Below are 18,020 nucleotides of genomic sequence, written 5' to 3' on the forward strand. Positions count from 1 at the left end.
ATCCATCGTACTATTTGGGAGATTGCAGTACCTATAAACCTGCCAGTATCAAATATTTTTACATTTATACAGTCATCTGCTTTAAACCTATATATGGCAAAAGACTCATTTTTGTCATCCCAAGCATAATCAACATGATAATACCTATAACTGTTCATTTCCGACGCAAAAATGGAAAAAGAAAAGGACAATAATAGAAAAACAAAAATCAAATCTCTCACAACAACTTTTCACCCTAATATTAAATCTATTTGTATGAACTCAAATCTTATTGCTATCAAAAATTAATCACCAATAATAATTAAACCTCGACAGCGTACTAGATAACTTATGTTCCTGATAACCCTCTTCAACAGGAGCATTCTTGAATTGATTCTAACCGTATCTTTGTTACCTTTGACGATTAAAGGAGTGATCGGAAAAGTATGAACAACTGTTAACAGGTAAGAGAGAAGTTCAACTCGAATTGTTTCCATTAAGAAAAAACTCATGCGGTAACTCTGGACATTAAATGGTGACGATAAAAATTAAGCATGATGAGCCTTGAAAATTTAAATAACTTTCACCGACAAAGTTGAAATCATTGAATTATCGCCCTGTTGGTACACATTTAATTGATTTCGTAGTCACTGTAATAGTACAATTCTGTTCACCCCAAGGAACTGCAACTATAAAAGATACAGTATTGCCATGCACGCTTTGCTCCACAAGCCAAGCACTTGGAGAGTAGGCCTGTAAATCAATACCACTCTTATCCATTTTGCAATATCTCGTAACCTCTCCGGTTTTAAATACTTTCACCCTCATGCATGGGTCCATCTTTAGCATGTAAGCGGCAAAGCTTCCGCTAGGGGCATCTTTTGTTTCATTCGTCTGGTAGTAGACATAATCAGATTGCTTCACGTTAGCCATGGTATTAAATGACATGACTAAAAAAAATATTATGATAATAGATTTCATATTTAATCAATAATTGTTCTTTTATGACGACTTTAAAAACTTAACGTTAAAGTTTAGTGTCGATGAAAACATTAGTCCGGCTTGCACTCAAGACTCACTTCTGTGATTAATATACAGCTAACCTTTTCCTTCCCATTAGACACGGCAATGCTAGCTGTACCGGCATACACATCAAATATCTTGACATCATATGATATATTTTTACTGCTAAGGTCCATTGTACTATTTGGAATTTTGCAGTATTTATGAGTCTTGCCTGTATCAAACATTTTCACATTTATACAGTCGTCTTCTTTAGTCCTGTAAATTGCAAAGGATTCACTTTTCTTCTTCCAATTGTAATCAATATGATAATACTTATAACTGTTCATTTCCGATGCAAAGATTGAACAGGAAAAGGAAAAGGAAAAGGAAAAGGAAAACAATAGAACAATAAAAACACAATTTCTCACGACAATTTATCCACCCTAGTTAAAAATCTATTTCTATCAACTCCAAATTTCTTACTCATCCAAAATGGATCACGCATAATCTGTAAAAACTTCGACGACCTACTGGGTAGCTTATGCTCCTGATCATACACTACAGCAGGAACATACTTGCTTCGTGTAGCTTGGTAACTGTCTCCTCGGCCTAGATCTCAGTAATAAGCGTCACAACCCTTTATTGAGCGGGAATATTACTGCTAGTTCAACATGTTGGCGTCACCACCAAATTATCTAATCATCGTCCTTGAGGCACACATTTAATTGATTTCGTAGACACTGTGATGATGCATGTTTGTTCCCCCCAAGGAGCAGCAACATAAAAAGACACGGTATTACCATGTACGTATTGGTCTGTAAGCCAAGCACTTGGAGAGGCAACCCGTAAATCAATACCACTATTATCCATTTTGCAATATCGCGTCTCCTCGCCAGTTTTAAATACTTTTACCCTCATGCATGGGTCCGTCTTTAGCATATAAGCAGCAAAACTTCCGCTAGGGTCACCTTTTGTGTCGTTAGTCTGGTAGTAGACATAATCAGATTGTTTCGCTTTAGCCATGATATTAAATGACATGACTAAAAAAAACATTATGATAATCGCTTTCATATTTAATCCATGATTAGTTGTTAAAAAACATTTCTAAAACTTAATGATAATGTTTCATATCGAAAAAACATTAGTCCGGGTTGCACTCAAGACTCACTTCCGGAATTAAGAAACAGCTAACCTTTTCCTTACCATTAGACACGATAATCCTTGCTGAACCAGCATTTACATCGAATATATTTATATCAAATAATGAAGTCTTACTGCTAAGATCCATCGTACTGTTGGGAATTTTGCAGTATCTATAAACCTTACCAGTATCAAACTTTTTTATATTTATACAATCGTCTAATTTAGACATGTAAATTGCAAAAGATTCACTTTTATCACCCCAGCTATAATCAACATGGTAATACCTATAACTGTTCATTTCCGATGCAACAGTGGAAACAGAAAAGGAAAATAATAAAACAATGTAAATGAAATTTCTCACAGCAATCTATTCCTCCTATTAGTAAATCTATTTTTGTCAACTCCAGCATTCTTACTGGTCCAAAATAGTTCACTCATAATATGGTAAAACCTCGATGACCCACCAGATAACTTATGTTCCTGATCATACACTACAGCAGGAACATACCGGCTTCGTGTCGCTTTGTAGCTGTCTCCTCTGTAGGTCAAATCAATTAACACATCTTTGACCTTTCTCGGTAATCGTCCCCAATCAACAGTGCCATATGCCCTTTTAACATCCTCCTTTGTCATCAAAATACGTGTTTTTTCCTCCATAAACTGATAGGTCATATTAAACATGATGTATTGCTGCTTTCGGGTAATAACTAGTTCCCTCTCTGTTAGCACTCCTTTTTTAAGGACGGCTGTCAGTGAGTCTAGTGCCGCTTGTTTTTGTTTCCCTTTTACACTTAATAACCAACTAGCTAATCTGGGATTTAATCCTGCCTTCTCAAATAAAGCACTCAAGTCCAATGCATTGGGCCTCTGCCCGTTGGCACCAGATGGAGGAGAACCAAGATCTAGACCTTTACCGATAGTTACGCCTGATGACCCAACCACTTTATCGCCGTTATGAGGAACACTAGCACGACGCGTAAAATATGGTGAATGAGGGAAGTCATCCCCCTCTGCATCAAAAGTTAACTGCCCTTTCGGCACCTTCAACCATTTGATATCCATTTCATCACTATCGTTGCCTGTTGGCTGTGGCTGCGAAGAAGAAGAAAAAGAATATTGCCACGAGTCGAGTAAGGCTTCGTCTAGCGCAAATAAAGTTTTACGGCCGACAACGCCATCCGCAGGGCCCATGGTATAACTTGGGTGCGTGGTATGGCTTGGCGTATACGCTTTTTGAAACAGCAGAACCTGCTGCTTGGTTGTTTCGTCAAAGTAGCCATTGGCTTTGAGATCAAATGCCAGCTTTTGCAATGCTTGTTGAACCAACTTTACCGCAGAGCCTTTAGTGCCTGCTCGGTATACTCCTGAGCGCGTTTTGGCTAAGTGATTTAACGTCTCTGAATGGCAAAGTAACTCAGACTTGAGCAGCGTTGGTGGTGGTGAGGGCTCGGGCGTGGGGGTCGCGGTTGGCGCACCGTTACTTTCGCTATCTGTATGGCCATTTTGATGATGGTTTGAATCATCATGAGTATGACCAGTGCTGCCGTTGTTAGTACTGTCTTTACTTGTAGCGCCGCCATTCCCATTGGCCTGCGGCTGTGGGGGGTTATCGCTGTTCCCACTCGAAGACGCACCTCCGTCTGGAGAGTCGCTCGGCTGAATATTGTGCTTTTTCTGATAATCTGCCACAGCCTTATCGTAGGTCGTATTACTGCTTTTCCAATATATGGACGAAGGCGGTGGCAATGGGTGACCTGTGCGTGTTGGAGACGGCTTGTTCGCCGATTGCACTGGATTACACATCATCTCTTTTTCTTTATCCGACTGAGCATTGAAACGGCGCACGGCTTCGTCGTAGCTCATGAGCGCATCAGGGCCTTTCCAGTAGGCAGATGAAGGCGGAGGAAATGGGTAGCGTGGTTCTGTCATGACAAATGGCAGCTGAAATTGAATGCGCGGATTGTAGCTTGTCGCGCCAAGCATGAACATATCTTGGCGAGTAATTGGTTATTTTCACTAGTATTTTAGGCATTTTGCCTATGACAGAAAAATCTATTTAGGTGTCAGGCATATCCAGTTCAGTCACTTCAGCCATCGCTTTTCTCGATGCTTTCACCTTGCGCACAACAAACCAGCCCAGTAGCACCAACACGATCGCGATGACATTCCCTATGCCGATCCACACCATACTGCGCGTACGCGCTTCTTCTCGAATTTGCAGCGTGCGCAGCTCCTCAAGTTTTTTCTGTTGGATCTGCTTCTGCTCTTCTTGAATCCGGCGGGTTTCTTCTAAGTCTACTTCTTCTAACACGTTGTAAGTATTGTCTGAAATGGTAAACATCAATGGTCGTTTGGTGCCGAGCTCATTGGCATATACCCTGCCCGACCAAGTGTAATTACCAATTTCACCGGAATACGGAAGCTCTAGTTCCAGCTTGAGTTTGTCTTTGTCCGCGGTGCCTTCTACCATCACTTGTTTGCTTTCAGGATCAATGCGTTTAATGTGCGCCGATATCGAGCCGGGCTCAATGTTTCCATCTTCACCGGAAATGATCACTTTGTGTGTCACGCCTTCTTGGCGTGATTGAATAAAGGTGGCGACGTAAGGGGTCGGATAGACCAATACTTCCTGTTCGTGAGCACGTAAAAATACGCCGTTGCCTGTTGTGATCCGCACTCGATATTTACCCGGCCTTGGGGTGATCGGTAAAGACACGGTAAAGACCCCATCTCCGGGATATTCATCTAACCCTTGGCCATCGTCAGCAAATTCACCTAACACTTCTGGAATTGGTCGCGCTTCATTGGATAGTTCATCCTCGTTATCGACATACTTGGTAAAACTAACGTCCAATTTAATTCGATCGAGAAAGTCACGCAGCACCAGCGGTTTACCATCGGAGGTTAACCGCGCGGTAAATTTAATCGTTTCACCATGATACAAACGCTGAGGAATTTTATCTGTGCTCAATTCCAAATCTGAAAATAACTTGATGTTGTTCTTGGGCGTCACTTTACCTATCGCTTGCCAAGGACCCGGCATGGGTTTATCAATCAGCACAATATCCATCGAAGGCTCTTGATACCACTGGATATTTTTAGGGTGTTCCCAAGCGTAATATTTTGTGCCATCTGGGCGCACTAATACCACTGGCTGAGACGGCTTGGCGCGATAAATCACAAAGGTGACTTGTTCAACGGTAGGATCTATGCGAAAGCGATTATCGAGTAAAGACATCGAAGATTCGGTCACAGCCGAGGCGCTGATACTGGTCAATACAACCACCAACGCTATGATCATCCTCAACATCTCTTCTCCTTGAGCCGACGTGATGCCCTTGTGACTACGGGCTTGTTATTTTTGGATCTTGATTCTTTCTTTGGTTGCTGATGTCAAACGCCGGAGATCAGCGCCACAGGCAGGTACCTTTTTTATCAATCAGTTCCAATCTTTTTTGGTGCGCGTCTAATTCATCGGCGGTTGCATGCAAAACCTTTAGCGCTTTTCGCCCTTCAGCAACCCGCTTGATGTCATCAGTCGCAGAATCAGCTCCTCCTTGACCTGCGGCGTTAAACTGTAGCGAGGTTTGTCCACCCGTCATCAATAAATAGACGTCAGCTAGAATTTCCGCATCGAGCAAAGCGCCGTGGAGGGTACGATGGGAGTTATCGATTCCGTACCTGTCACATAAAATATCTAAATTGTTGCGCTTGCCGGGGAATATCTTTTTGGCCATTGCCAGCGTATCGGTCACTCGGCAAATATCAGTGGTTTTGCCGAATGGTTGGCTTAGCTTGGCAAACTCGTGGTCCATAAAGCCGACATCGAAGGGCGCGTTATGTGCGACCAGCTCGGCGCCACGAATAAACTCGATAAATTCCTGATGAATCTCACGATACATCGGTTTATCCAGCAAAAACTCATCGGTAATACCGTGAACCTTTATCGCTTCTGCCTGAATCTCACGATCAGGTTTGATGTACACGTGAAAGTGGCGGCCCGTTAACTTACGGTTAACGATTTCAACGGCACCGATTTCGATGATGCGGTGACCAAGATAATGGGGGCCACTTTCGATATTCATACCTGTGGTTTCGGTATCGAGCACCACGATTCTTTGCGGTTCAGAATTGTTACTGGTATTCATTACAATATATGTCAGACTATGCAGCTAATGTACTTCGCTCAATAGTATCAAATCATGAACAAACAAGTCGAAATTTTCACGGATGGTTCTTGTTTAGGTAATCCAGGTCCCGGTGGCTATGGCATTTTGCTCCGCTATAAAGGTGTGGAGAAACCCCTGTCGAAAGGCTTTACCCAAACAACCAACAACCGCATGGAGATGATGGCAGCCGTCGTCGCTCTTAAAACCCTAACAGAGTCTTGTGAAGTCATCCTCACCACCGATAGCCAATATGTGCGCCAAGGCATCACTCAGTGGATTCATAACTGGAAAAAACGTGGGTGGAAAACATCAGATAAAAAACCGGTGAAAAATGCCGACTTGTGGAAAGAGCTCGATAAAGAAACCGCGCGCCATAGTGTCGATTGGCGATGGGTTAAAGGCCATGCTGGCCATAGGGAGAATGAAATCTGTGACGAACTTGCCCGCCAAGCAGCAGAAAGCCCAACAGAAGAAGACACTGGCTATCTTGCGAGCCTGTAATCCCCATGACAAAGCGTGATGAGAAAAGCCTTAAGAACAATGAGTTGATGAACAACAGTTTGATGAGCAACAGCTTGATGAGTAAATAAAGTATGGCGAACAAAAGTGTGCTGATCTGATTGCGATTCACGCCTACCATCGAGCGAGTTACCTAGGCTTTTTTCCTACTCTGGGTTCAGTGTTTCCTGCTCTAGCTTCAGAATGGATGGTCTGACTAACACTGAGTGGCGAGAGCTTGCGCTTCAATTGCCAATGTGGACGAATTGGTTTTAGTGGATAAGTGCGTTTGCGCGCAACCATAAAATATAAACTGCCCAATGGGCTTAGCCAATCACCGACGCCATTTTCTAACCAAGTCCAAACTGGCTTGGGATTATAGAACGGAAATAAAGCGTAACGGTCACCTTCCACGACTTGATAGTTCAACAGCCCGAGCCAGTCTTTTACACGATTAGCTGTAAACATGCGACCGCTCCACGGCAAATTATTTTTTCGCCATGGCATCAAGCTCGACAGTCCAACCGAGCTAATTGGATTGAAACCTGTGATGATCAAGTAGCCATCGTCCATCATGACTCGATCCACCTCTCGTAACATGCGGTGGGGATCATTACAATAATCGAGTTGGTGCGCCATGATGACCGCATCAAAACTCTTCTCTAAGAATGGTAAATCATATCCATCAGCGATAATATTGTGCAATGGGTTTTGGATGTCTAAGTGTACTTGGTGTGGGATAGTACAATTGTCGCTCGCCAGCTCACAGCTTAAGCCACCAAATTTAAGTAAGTGATATCCAAATAGTTTTGGACTCCACTCATCGAGGCGCTGTTGAATGGACTCGCAAACCCAAGACCCATTTTTTAGCTGGGACCATGAATGAGGCTTTTCTAACGTTTTCTCACTACGTGCTGAGTTCATTCACACCCTGTTTTATTGGTTAGTCGTAAAGAGGCTGAAGCATGTTACATATCAAAAGCATACCCGCATTTAACGATAATTACATCTGGCTGATCCAAAATAGCGACAATTACTGCGCCGTGGTCGACCCAGGCGATGCCGCGCCTGTTCTTGCCTACCTTGAGCAACACCAACTCAAGCTCGATGCGATTCTAATTACTCATCACCATCACGACCATATTGGCGGCGTGGCGGAATTGGTTAGGCAAAATCCAGGTATCAATGTGGTTGGGCCATCCAGCGAACCTGTGCCCACTCTCACTCACCCAGTAAGCGCCGGCGACCAGATTGAACTATTTGGCGAAATATTCTTTGTGCTTGGTCTCGCAGGTCATACTCATGGTCATGTCGGCTATGTCGGTGATGGCAAACTGTTCTGTGGTGACGTGCTCTTTTCTGCGGGGTGCGGACGCGTGTTTGAAGGCACCATGCAGCAAATGCTGACCTCGCTCACTAAACTTTGCGCCCTACCAGAAGAAACCCAAGTCTATTGCGCACACGAATATACCGCGAGCAACGTCGCTTTTGCGCTGGCGGTGGAACCTAATAATGCTCAACTACGCCAGTATCGAGACACTGTCATCCGACTGCGCGCACAAGACCGCCCGACGCTACCAACCACCCTTCGTCAAGAGAAATGGATTAACCCTTTTCTACGTTACGATCAGCCAAGTGTTATCAAATCGGTGGCGAATAGAACCGACAAAACCGATCCGCTGTCAATTTTTACGGCTTTGCGTGAGTGGAAAAACGAATTTTGACAAATTGTTACTTGTCAGAGGCATAGCGTGACAAGTATCATCAGCAGCCGTTTACTAAAAGGGCTGTGCAATGCGAGCAAAATACAGCTGGGTGTTGGCGCTCCTATTATCAGGATGTCAACTTACCCAGTCTTCTGACCAAACCATCGACCAAACCGACACCACCAACACTCCTTCTCACAGTAAGAAGGTAGCATCTGAAACTCACGATGCGCCTGTATCGGTTATCCATGAAAATCGCGCTCCATTAGCTCGCACAGCCGCGCCTCGTATTACACCACAAAGCCAAAAAGATGTCTGGCATCGTATTGGCATGCAACTGCACTTGCGTGTGCCGAATAACCGACTGGTTGATTACTACCGCACTTGGTATATTACTCACCCAAGCCATTTAAAAGTCGTCTCTGAGCGTGCTGCACCTTTTCTGTATATGATCACAGAAAAAATTGAAAAACGCGGTCTACCTTTAGAGCTTGCTTTGCTTCCTGTAGTTGAAAGTGCTTTTGACCCATTTGCTTACTCTCATGGCAGCGCCTCTGGCCTTTGGCAAATTGTACCGGGCACAGCAAAAGGACTGGGCTTGAGGCAAGACTTTTGGTACGACGGACGCCGAGATGTTTCCGCTTCTACCGACGCCGCCCTCGACTACCTAACTCGACTCAACAGGATGTTTGACGGCAACTGGGACTTAGCAATTGCAGCCTATAACGGCGGGCCTGGCCGAGTATCAAGAGCCGTTGAGCGTAATAGACGACTCGGCAGACCTACTGATTTCTTTTCTATTGATTTACCAGACCAAACTAGCGCCTACGTGCCAAAACTCTTAGCTTTGGCCGATATCATTGCGCACCAAAAGAAATACGGCATCGACATCCCGCCGATTGCCAACCGCCCTGCTGTTGAGCTTATCAACCCGAAAGAGCAGCTCGATCTCGCGATCGCCGCGCGCTATGCAAATATCTCAGTCAAACAACTGCAAGAGCTGAACCCTGCTTATAATCAATGGGCGACCGCACCAAGTGGTCCACAGCAGTTACTGCTGCCTATAGATTCTGTTGCACACTTTAAGAAAGAACTCGCAGAAAACCCTGGCAAGGGTATGAAGCTGATACGCTACAAAGTGAAGCAGGGTGATGTACTTGGCGTGTTAGCCGATAAATACAACACCACCGTCAAAGTTATTCGTGTGGCGAACAACTTATCTGGCAATAACATTCGAGCTGGCCATTATTTGCTTATCCCTACATCGACTAGGAATGATCAGGCCTACGCACTCAGCGCGTCCAATCGATTAGCGAAAATCCAAGACAAATCTCGTGGCCAATATAAGCTAACTCACACCGTCGTATCAGGTGACAGCCTATGGACGATAGCCCGTGAAAACAAAGTGTCGTACACATCGCTAGCGAAGTGGAATGGCATGGGGCCAAAAGATGTGTTACGTCTAGGCCAACATCTGGTTATCTGGAAGAAAGCCACCGATGGCGCGATTATCCGCACTGTCTTTTATCGCGTGCGCTCAGGCGATACTATCGACGCGATCGCGAGTAAGTTCAAAGTCCATAGTCGAGACATCGTAAAATGGAACGACTTGGCAAATCAGAAATATATTCAACCGGGACAAAAACTTAAGCTGTATGTGGACGTCACGAAAGTGAGTGTATAAAGAAAATACGTAAAAAGGGCCGATTAATTCGGCCCTTTTTGTTACCCGTTATCTTTTTGTTGCCCATGATTAAGCTGCTAAACTTAATCGACATTAAAAATCACTGTCCAGCCGAAAACGCACAATGAGTGGATTATGATCTGAGGCGGTCGTCACTGGCGCCTCAGCACTTTCAAGCATTAATCCTCGATAAAACAAATGATCTAAAGGCAACCCATTAATAAATAATTTACGGTTGTCTGGGGAAAACTGCGCTTCTTCAACATTGATTTTATGTAGGTTTTTCTTCAGTGATTTCAATCGAGCAGCGCTCCAGCTGTTAAAATCTCCCGCGATGATTACCGGGCCATCATGGTCATGTAGCCGACCGATCAAAGTTTTTATCTGCTCAAAATAGTCTTTGGTGCCATAAGTGAAATTGATCGCATGCAGGTTCACCACGGCTAACTTTTGCCCATTCGACAAAGGATACAAACTGTATAAGCCGGATTTAGGTAATCGAATCCAGGGCTCTTTTTCTGTGTAAGCACAAGAAAACAACGGAGCGGAATGAGATAAAGTCGAAACGCCCGCTGGCACATTAAAGGCTTTAAAAGCGTCCACGTGTAGAGCGACTAAGCCTGTGTCCTTAATCCAGTGGATAAACTCGGGCGTTAAGCTCGCTTCTTGTAACAAGACCAGATGCGAGCTCTGAGTATATTGGGTAAGTTCAGATTGCCAATTAGGGCGATTTTGCTTATAAATATTCCAGACCAACACTTCCAATTGACCATGTCGGTCAATTGCTGGCGCGGCGGCATTTTCATAACACATCAAATGCTTAGCCAGTTGCTGGCCATCTATCACTGATATGGTGGGAGCACTAGGCAATTCGAACACCAGTGAATAGCCCGCCACCATCGACGTTGATACCGCCGTCAGAATACCAATTATCTTTGTTTTTCTACCCATAAAGAAAAAGGAGCGATGGGCTCCTCTCATCTATTTACATTTAAATTGCGTCGTCGTCTTCTTCGCCAGTACGGATACGTACTACACGTTCGATGTCGGTGATAAAAATCTTACCATCACCAATTTTTCCAGTTTGCGCCGTTTCAATAATAGTATCGACACATTGATCAAGCACGTCACTTGTAACAACAATCTCTAACTTCACTTTCGGCAGGAAGTCGACCATATACTCTGCGCCGCGATAAAGTTCAGTGTGGCCTTTTTGACGGCCAAACCCTTTCACTTCCGAGACCGTCATACCTGTGATCCCAACTTCCGCCAGTGCCTCTCTAACGTCATCAAGTTTAAAAGGTTTGATGATTGCTTCGACTTTTTTCATGTTTTTCCCTACACATTGATGAACCAGCCCATTATCAGTGAGTTAATTGGAACATTCAACACACTCAGAACAGACTTGATAAGCAGACATCATTAATCTCAATAGGCCGCTTTCAGTACTGGCTCATACTTCAGATTGGCACAATTACTTTAGATTAGCGTAGTAAGCGGCGAGGTTTTTGATATCTTGCTCAGATAACAGTTTGGCTTGAATTTGCATAATGTTGGAATACCCTCCCGCGCGCTGACCATTTTTATAAGCCGTCAGTGCATTTATCAAGTATTGTTCATTTTGCCCTTTGAGATCTGGATAGCCGGGAATCGCGGCGATACCATCACTACCGTGACAGGCTGAACACACCATAGATTTCGCTTTACCCGCGGCAGCATCCCCTTGAGCAAAAGCAATCGAGCTACCCAACAAACCCATCGCTACGACGATCCCATATATGACTTTCTTCATTGCCCTCAATTCCTATTTTTTATTGTTTTTGGTTGATGCCAGATCAGTTGATAATCTTGCCCTTGAAAGGCTTTATCGACAAACAAGTCGGCGACCGCCACCAATTGATCACCACACATTAAAATCGGCGTTCTGCGTCTTAGCCAACTCGGCACCGCATATTCTTGAAACAGCTTCTTAAGCTTACGGCTGTGTTTCCTCTCTACCGGATGCGCAGAAAGTCCTTCTGGGTCAAACGTAATCCGTAGCTTGCCCAATTGTGCTTTCGTCAGACCAAGCTGACCAGTGTTCGACGATTGCAATGCGATTTGGCCAAGCCCATCAGGCAGTGTCAATGCTTGCTCTGGGCCCATTTCATGCTGCCAATCACTCACATCGGCATAATCAGCCACTAAGAATAGTCGCTGTTCAAAACGGCGTACTTGGCCATAAGTCAGAGTCACGCTTGGGTTTGCACCGGAGCGAGCTAAAGCGACATTTTCCCAAACCTGCTTAAGCTGAACTTGGCTGGGCATCAAGAGACCTAAATGCGCAAACCACATACGCAGTAGTTGCCAGCGAGCGCGTTCGCTGCAATTGTCCAACACCGCAACCGACAAGCTCAAATCGGCTTGTAGCGCTTGTTCAAATGGGGCGGCCAGTAATTCATTCAGTAAAGCCTCTTGCTCAGCGCATAAGGTCGCACTGCGTTGCACTGCTTGATGAAAGCCCGGCCAACGTTGTATCAACGCTGGGGTCACTTCATGGCGTAGAAAATTGCGGTCAAAGCGTTGGTCTTGATTACTCTCATCTTCAACCCATTGTAATTGTTGAGTGTGCGCGTAGTGCTCAATGTCTGCTTTGGTGCAGGCTAATAATGGCCTTAACAAATACCCAGCCGAAAATGGTTTACACGCCGCCATAGCAGAAAGCCCTTTCGGCCCACTGCCCCGCTTGAGGGCCAGCAACAGTGTCTCAATTTGATCTTCGCCATGTTGACCAGTCAGTAAGATATCACCTTCCAACAGGTAACCTTGCAGAGCAGTGTAACGCCCTTGCCGCGCCTCTTGCTCAATGCTGTCTCCGGTGGAGATGTCTAAGTTAAGCATTTCAATGGACAGTGGAATGCCATATTCCTGACACCATTGTTGACATTGCTCGCCCCACCCCACCGCATTCGGACTCAGTCCATGATTCACGTATACCGCTTGGCAAGAAATGCCTTCATCGACTCGATAACGAGCCATCAGATCCAACAATACTCTTGAGTCCATACCACCACTTAGTGCCAACACTAATTGGCCGCTAGGTCGTCGTACTTGGCTTACCTGCTCACAAAAAAGCCTGTATAAGTCTTTCATTGCTCCCTCTTTATCGAGTCACCGCTGCGACGGCTTAGTCCTTGAATTCTCTCAGCTCAGCTGCTCTCAACGCAATTCTTCTGAAGACTCATTACACATACAAAGAGTCGAGTTAACTTTAGCTGCATCAATATAAATACGTAAAAAGGGCCGACTATGTCGACCCTTTCTTTACTTTGAATACCCTTCTACCCGGTAAAGCGAGCAGACGTTGATTCAAGGATCAGCAGTAACCGTAACTCATTAGGCGTTGGTAACGGCGTTCTTGCAACGCTTCTTTGGTGTACTTATCTAGCTCTTTTAACTGAGCAAGCAACGTCGCTTTCATGTTCTCGCCCATCTGTTTGTAATCACGATGTGCGCCGCCTAGTGGCTCTTCAATAATATCATCGATGAGCTCAAGTTCTTTCAAACGTGGCGCGATTAAGCCCATTGCTTCTGCAGCTTGTGGCGCTTTTTCTGAATCACGCCATAAGATAGAGGCGCAACCTTCAGGTGAAATCACTGAGTACGTTGAGTATTGCAACATATTGACATAATCACCCACACCAATAGCCAATGCACCACCAGAGCCGCCTTCGCCAATCACGTTACAGATAACTGGCACTTTCAGGCTTGACATCACTTTCAAATTAGTCGCAATAGCTTCTGATTGGCCACGCTCTTCCGCGCCAACACCTGGATAAGCGCCAGCCGTATCGATGAAAGTAACGATTGGCATGTTGAAACGCTCTGCCATTTTCATTAGGCGCAGCGCTTTACGGTAACCTTCAGGCTTAGGCATACCAAAGTTACGCTTCACTTTTTCTTTGGTTTCACGGCCTTTTTGGTGACCAATAACCATTACTGAGCGACCTTCTAGGCGAGCAATACCGCCCACGATAGCCTTGTCATCAGCAAACGCTCGATCACCAGCCAACTCGTCAAACTCAGTAAAGACATGCTCTAGATAATCTAACGTGTAAGGACGCTGAGGGTGACGCGCAAGCTGCGCAGTTTCCCATGCCCCTAGGTCGCTAAAGATTTTCTTCTTCAGTTCAAGGCTTTTCTTTTCAAGTTGTTCGATTTCCTTATCTAGATCAACTGCCGCGTCTCCACCGTGACGAGAAACACCTCGAAGGGCTTCAATTTTTGCTTCAAGTTCCGCAATTGGCTTTTCAAATTCTAGAAAGTTTAGGCTCATCTATCGATCCTTTTCCACTCAACCATAGGTCGAGAATCAGTTAAATTCGAGTTCCACTTGGTTTGCACCAAGTAGTTGTTTTAATTCATCTAGCAACGCATCTGCTGGCGTTACTCGCCATTCAGTGCCTAACGTCATTTTCGCTGTTGCGTCAGACCGCTGGTAATATATATTGACAGGTACAGAACCCGCTCTGTGCGGTTCTAATATTTGACCAAAACGTTCAAAGAACTGGCTGTCAATTTGGGATTCATTTATCGATATGGACAAACCTCGTGTATATTTTTCACGGGCATCCCCTAGGTCCATAACTTCGCGAGCGGACATTTTAAGACCACCATTGAAATCATCAAAGCTGACCTGTCCCGTCACCACGAGGATTTTATCCTTTTCTAGCAGCTCTGCATACCTTTCTAGCGCATCCGAAAATAACATCACCTCCATTCGACTGGAACGATCGTCCAATGTCATGAGGCCAATACGACTGCCGCGCTTGGTTGTCATTACCCGTGCAGCAATCACTAAACCGGCAATTGTAATGGATTGATCACGCCTAGTGGGTGTCGCATCTTTCAACCGGCAACTGGTGTATCGGTTCAACTCTTTAATGTACTCGTTAACTGGATGCCCTGTCAGGTAAAGCCCGAGCGTATTTCGCTCTCCCTCTAACCATATTTTTTCTGGCCAAGGCGCAACCTGAGCATATTTGTGCTCCACTTCATCGGGCGCTTCAGTCAATACACCAAACATATCAGATTGGCCAAAGGATTCGGCTTGGTGATGCTGGCTGGCCGCTTTCACCGCATCGTCTAGTGATGCCATCATTGCCGCGCGGTGTGGGCCGAGCCTATCGAGCGCGCCCGCATGAATTAACTTTTCAATAACCCGTTTATTGACTTTTTTAATGTCAATTCGTGCGCAGAAATCGAATAAGTCTTTAAAATGACCACCTTGATTTCGTGCTTCTAAAATAACATCAATTGGGCCTTCTCCGACGCCCTTAATAGCGCCAATGCCATAGACAATCGCCCCTGATTCATCGACATTGAATCGATATAAACCAGCGTTAATGTCCGGTGGTAGCACTGGCAACTTCATTCGGTGGCATTCATCCACCAAACCGACAACCTTCTCAGTATTGTCCATATCTGCGGTCATTACCGCAGCCATAAACTCCGCTGGGTAATGCGTTTTTAGCCACAATGTTTGGTAGGAAACCAGTGCATAGGCCGCAGAGTGAGATTTGTTAAAGCCGTAGCCCGCAAATTTCTCTACCAAGTCGAAGATCTTCATCGCCAACTCGCCATCTACGCCATTGTTGATCGCTCCTTCTTCAAACACTGCCCGCTGCTTGGCCATTTCTTCCGGCTTTTTCTTACCCATAGCACGACGCAGCATATCGGCGCCGCCAAGCGTATAGCCAGCAAGAATCTGCGCAATTTGCATCACCTGTTCTTGATACAAGATGATGCCGTAAGTCGGTTCAAGCGTTTCTTTTAACGTCTCATGCTGCCACTTCTCATCTGGGTAAGAGACAGCTTCTCGGCCATGCTTTCGGTCGATAAAGTTATCTACCATGCCCGATTGCAAGGGGCCCGGTCTGAACAAGGCTACCAAGGCGATGATATCTTCGAAGCAGTCTGGCTGTAATCGTTTAATCAGATCCTTCATACCGCGTGATTCAAGCTGGAAAACCGCGGTTGTTTCTGAATTTTGCAACAATTGGAATGAACGGGCATCATCAAGAGGAATCGATTCTATCTTGATCGGCGCTCGCCCTTCTTTTTCCAGCTTAGGGTTAATAAGGCCAAGAGCCCAGTCAATGATCGTGAGAGTTCGCAGCCCCAAAAAGTCGAACTTGACCAAGCCAGCCGTTTCCACATCGTTTTTATCAAACTGAGTAACAGGGAAATGACCTTCAGAGTCGGCATAAATTGGCGCAAAGTCGGTGATGGTGGTTGGCGATATCACTACGCCGCCGGCATGCTTACCTGCGTTTCGAGTACACCCTTCTAGGATGCGACACATGTCGATGAGCTCTTTGACCTCTTCGTCATTGTCATATAGCTCAACTAACGTAGGTTCAGCTTTAAAAGCTTTTTCTAACGTCATACCCGGATCAGGCGGTACCAATTTAGACAGTCGATCAACAAAACCAAATGGATGCCCGAGTACGCGCCCCACATCTCGAATCACAGCTTTGGCAGCCATAGTGCCGAAAGTAATAATCTGTGATACCGCATCACGGCCATACATTTCTGCAACATGATCAATTACTTGATCGCGTTTATCCATACAGAAATCGACATCAAAATCGGGCATCGAGACACGTTCAGGGTTCAAAAATCGCTCGAACAACAAATCGTATTCCAGCGGATCAAGATCGGTAATGCTCAACGCATACGCCACCAAAGAACCCGCACCGGAGCCACGTCCTGGTCCGACTGGAATATCATTATCTTTAGACCACTGGATAAACTCCATGACTATCAAGAAATAGCCGGGGAAACCCATGTTATTGATGACTTCCAGCTCGATTTTCAAACGATCATCATACTCAGGGCGGCGTTCAGCTCGCACCGCAGGATTAGGGAACAAGAACGCTAAACGATCTTCGAGTCCCTCTTCCGATTTTTTAACCAAAAATTCTGTTTCTTTCATGCCTTCCGTTGGGAAAGCAGGCAAGAAGTACTCATCGAGTCGCACTGTGACATTACAACGTTTCGCGATTTCAACACTATTTTGTAGCGCTTCTGGGATATCAAAGAACAACTGGCACATTTCATCTTCGCTGCGCAGATATTGCTGTTCACTGTAATTTTTTGGCCTTCTCGGGTCTTCGATGGTGTAACCATCATGGATAGCCACCCGAATCTCGTGGGCGTCGAAACGATCTTGAGTGAGAAACACCACGTCGTTAGTGGCCACGACTGGCAAATCGGCTTGCCCAGCAAGCTCTAGTGCAAAATGGAGGTAGGTTTCTTCGTCAAGGCGTCCAGTACGCTGCAACTCCAGATAAAAACGGTCAGGAAAGTGGTGCTGATAAAAATCGACACACTGCTGCACCAGAGCGTGATTGCCTTTCAGTAAGGCACGACCCACTTCACCGCTCTTGCCTCCAGATAAGAGAATCAAGCCTTCATTGAGTTCCGTGAGCCAAGATCTATCGATCACGGGTAGATGCTGTACATGGCCGCGGAGATAAGCTTTAGAAATCAGCAACGTCAGGTTTTTATAACCAATATTATCAGCGGCCAGTACCGTTAGCTTGGTCAGCTCGTCGCCAAACAAATCAGATTGCAGCATGAAGTCCGCACCGATAATAGGCTTCACGCCACTATTGTGCGCTGCGCCATAAAACTTCACCAACCCACACAGGTTGCTAAAATCGGTCAGTGCAACGGCAGGCATGCCCATTTCAGCCACGGCTTTGATTAACTGCGGGACCTTGGCAAGCCCATCCACCATGGAATAGTCACTGTGAACTTTTAAATGGATAAATTTAGGTTCTGGCATATTTC

The 18,020-nt window shown here is 45.3% G+C and carries 15 protein-coding genes; 3 read left to right on the plus strand and 12 right to left on the minus strand.

The window, feature by feature from the left end:
- Window positions 1-588: 588 nt before the first annotated feature.
- From L4C34_RS07660 to dnaQ, 5 genes are all read right to left on the minus strand, one after another.
- Window positions 589-960, minus strand: coding sequence for a hypothetical protein (locus L4C34_RS07660; protein ID WP_428788753.1), 372 nt, complete (start codon window positions 958-960; stop codon window positions 589-591).
- Window positions 961-1,683: 723 nt separating this feature from the next.
- Complete coding sequence (locus L4C34_RS07665; protein WP_428788754.1) at window positions 1,684-2,055, minus strand: hypothetical protein; 372 nt, start codon at window positions 2,053-2,055, stop codon at window positions 1,684-1,686.
- A 429-nt stretch (window positions 2,056-2,484) separates the two neighbouring features.
- Entirely contained in the window at window positions 2,485-4,110 is a 1,626-nt protein-coding gene (locus tag L4C34_RS07670) for a peptidoglycan-binding protein (RefSeq protein ID WP_428788755.1), read from the minus strand.
- Between the two features lie 73 nt (window positions 4,111-4,183).
- Window positions 4,184-5,437 (minus strand): TIGR03503 family protein, encoded by a 1,254-nt coding sequence (locus L4C34_RS07675; protein WP_428788756.1) that lies wholly within the window; start codon window positions 5,435-5,437, stop codon window positions 4,184-4,186.
- A 97-nt stretch (window positions 5,438-5,534) separates the two neighbouring features.
- Entirely contained in the window at window positions 5,535-6,275 is a 741-nt protein-coding gene (gene dnaQ / locus L4C34_RS07680) for a DNA polymerase III subunit epsilon (RefSeq protein WP_428788757.1), read from the minus strand.
- Between the two features lie 54 nt (window positions 6,276-6,329).
- Between dnaQ and rnhA the strand changes: the two genes are divergently transcribed.
- A complete protein-coding gene (gene rnhA, locus L4C34_RS07685) occupies window positions 6,330-6,797 on the plus strand; it encodes a ribonuclease HI (protein ID WP_428788758.1) in 468 nt (155 codons plus the stop codon).
- Between the two features lie 147 nt (window positions 6,798-6,944).
- On the opposite strand, the gene L4C34_RS07690 is transcribed toward rnhA, so the two are convergent.
- Window positions 6,945-7,718, minus strand: a complete 774-nt coding sequence (locus tag L4C34_RS07690; RefSeq protein WP_428788759.1) for a class I SAM-dependent methyltransferase — start codon at window positions 7,716-7,718, stop codon at window positions 6,945-6,947.
- Between the two features lie 41 nt (window positions 7,719-7,759).
- Between L4C34_RS07690 and gloB the strand changes: the two genes are divergently transcribed.
- Both gloB and L4C34_RS07700 read left to right on the plus strand, forming a co-directional pair.
- Window positions 7,760-8,518, plus strand: a complete 759-nt coding sequence (gene gloB, locus L4C34_RS07695) for a hydroxyacylglutathione hydrolase (RefSeq protein ID WP_428788760.1) — start codon at window positions 7,760-7,762, stop codon at window positions 8,516-8,518.
- Between the two features lie 70 nt (window positions 8,519-8,588).
- On the plus strand, window positions 8,589-10,184 hold the full coding sequence (locus tag L4C34_RS07700; RefSeq protein ID WP_428788761.1) for a LysM peptidoglycan-binding domain-containing protein: 1,596 nt from the start codon (window positions 8,589-8,591) through the stop codon (window positions 10,182-10,184).
- A gap of 93 nt (window positions 10,185-10,277) precedes the next feature.
- Here the strand turns inward: L4C34_RS07700 and L4C34_RS07705 are convergent, their stop codons facing one another.
- The 6 genes from L4C34_RS07705 to dnaE form a co-directional block, all read right to left on the minus strand.
- Window positions 10,278-11,135, minus strand: a complete 858-nt coding sequence (locus L4C34_RS07705) for an endonuclease/exonuclease/phosphatase family protein (RefSeq protein ID WP_428788957.1) — start codon at window positions 11,133-11,135, stop codon at window positions 10,278-10,280.
- 40 nt (window positions 11,136-11,175) lie between these two features.
- Window positions 11,176-11,514 (minus strand): nitrogen regulatory protein P-II, encoded by a 339-nt coding sequence (glnB, locus tag L4C34_RS07710; protein ID WP_428788762.1) that lies wholly within the window; start codon window positions 11,512-11,514, stop codon window positions 11,176-11,178.
- Window positions 11,515-11,658: 144 nt separating this feature from the next.
- A complete protein-coding gene (locus tag L4C34_RS07715; RefSeq protein ID WP_428788763.1) occupies window positions 11,659-11,976 on the minus strand; it encodes a c-type cytochrome in 318 nt (105 codons plus the stop codon).
- A 5-nt stretch (window positions 11,977-11,981) separates the two neighbouring features.
- Window positions 11,982-13,316: a tRNA lysidine(34) synthetase TilS gene (gene tilS, locus L4C34_RS07720; protein WP_428788764.1), complete on the minus strand. Its 1,335-nt coding sequence runs from the start codon at window positions 13,314-13,316 to the stop codon at window positions 11,982-11,984.
- 223 nt (window positions 13,317-13,539) lie between these two features.
- Complete coding sequence (gene accA / locus L4C34_RS07725; RefSeq protein ID WP_428788765.1) at window positions 13,540-14,499, minus strand: acetyl-CoA carboxylase carboxyl transferase subunit alpha; 960 nt, start codon at window positions 14,497-14,499, stop codon at window positions 13,540-13,542.
- A 36-nt stretch (window positions 14,500-14,535) separates the two neighbouring features.
- Window positions 14,536-18,015 carry a DNA polymerase III subunit alpha gene (dnaE, locus tag L4C34_RS07730; protein WP_428788766.1) on the minus strand — a complete coding sequence of 1,160 codons (3,480 nt, stop codon included), beginning with the start codon at window positions 18,013-18,015 and terminating at the stop codon, window positions 14,536-14,538.
- Window positions 18,016-18,020: the final 5 nt, after the last annotated feature.

It is taken from the genome of Vibrio profundum, from assembly GCF_050337555.1.
Lineage (GTDB): Bacteria > Pseudomonadota > Gammaproteobacteria > Enterobacterales > Vibrionaceae > Vibrio > Vibrio profundum.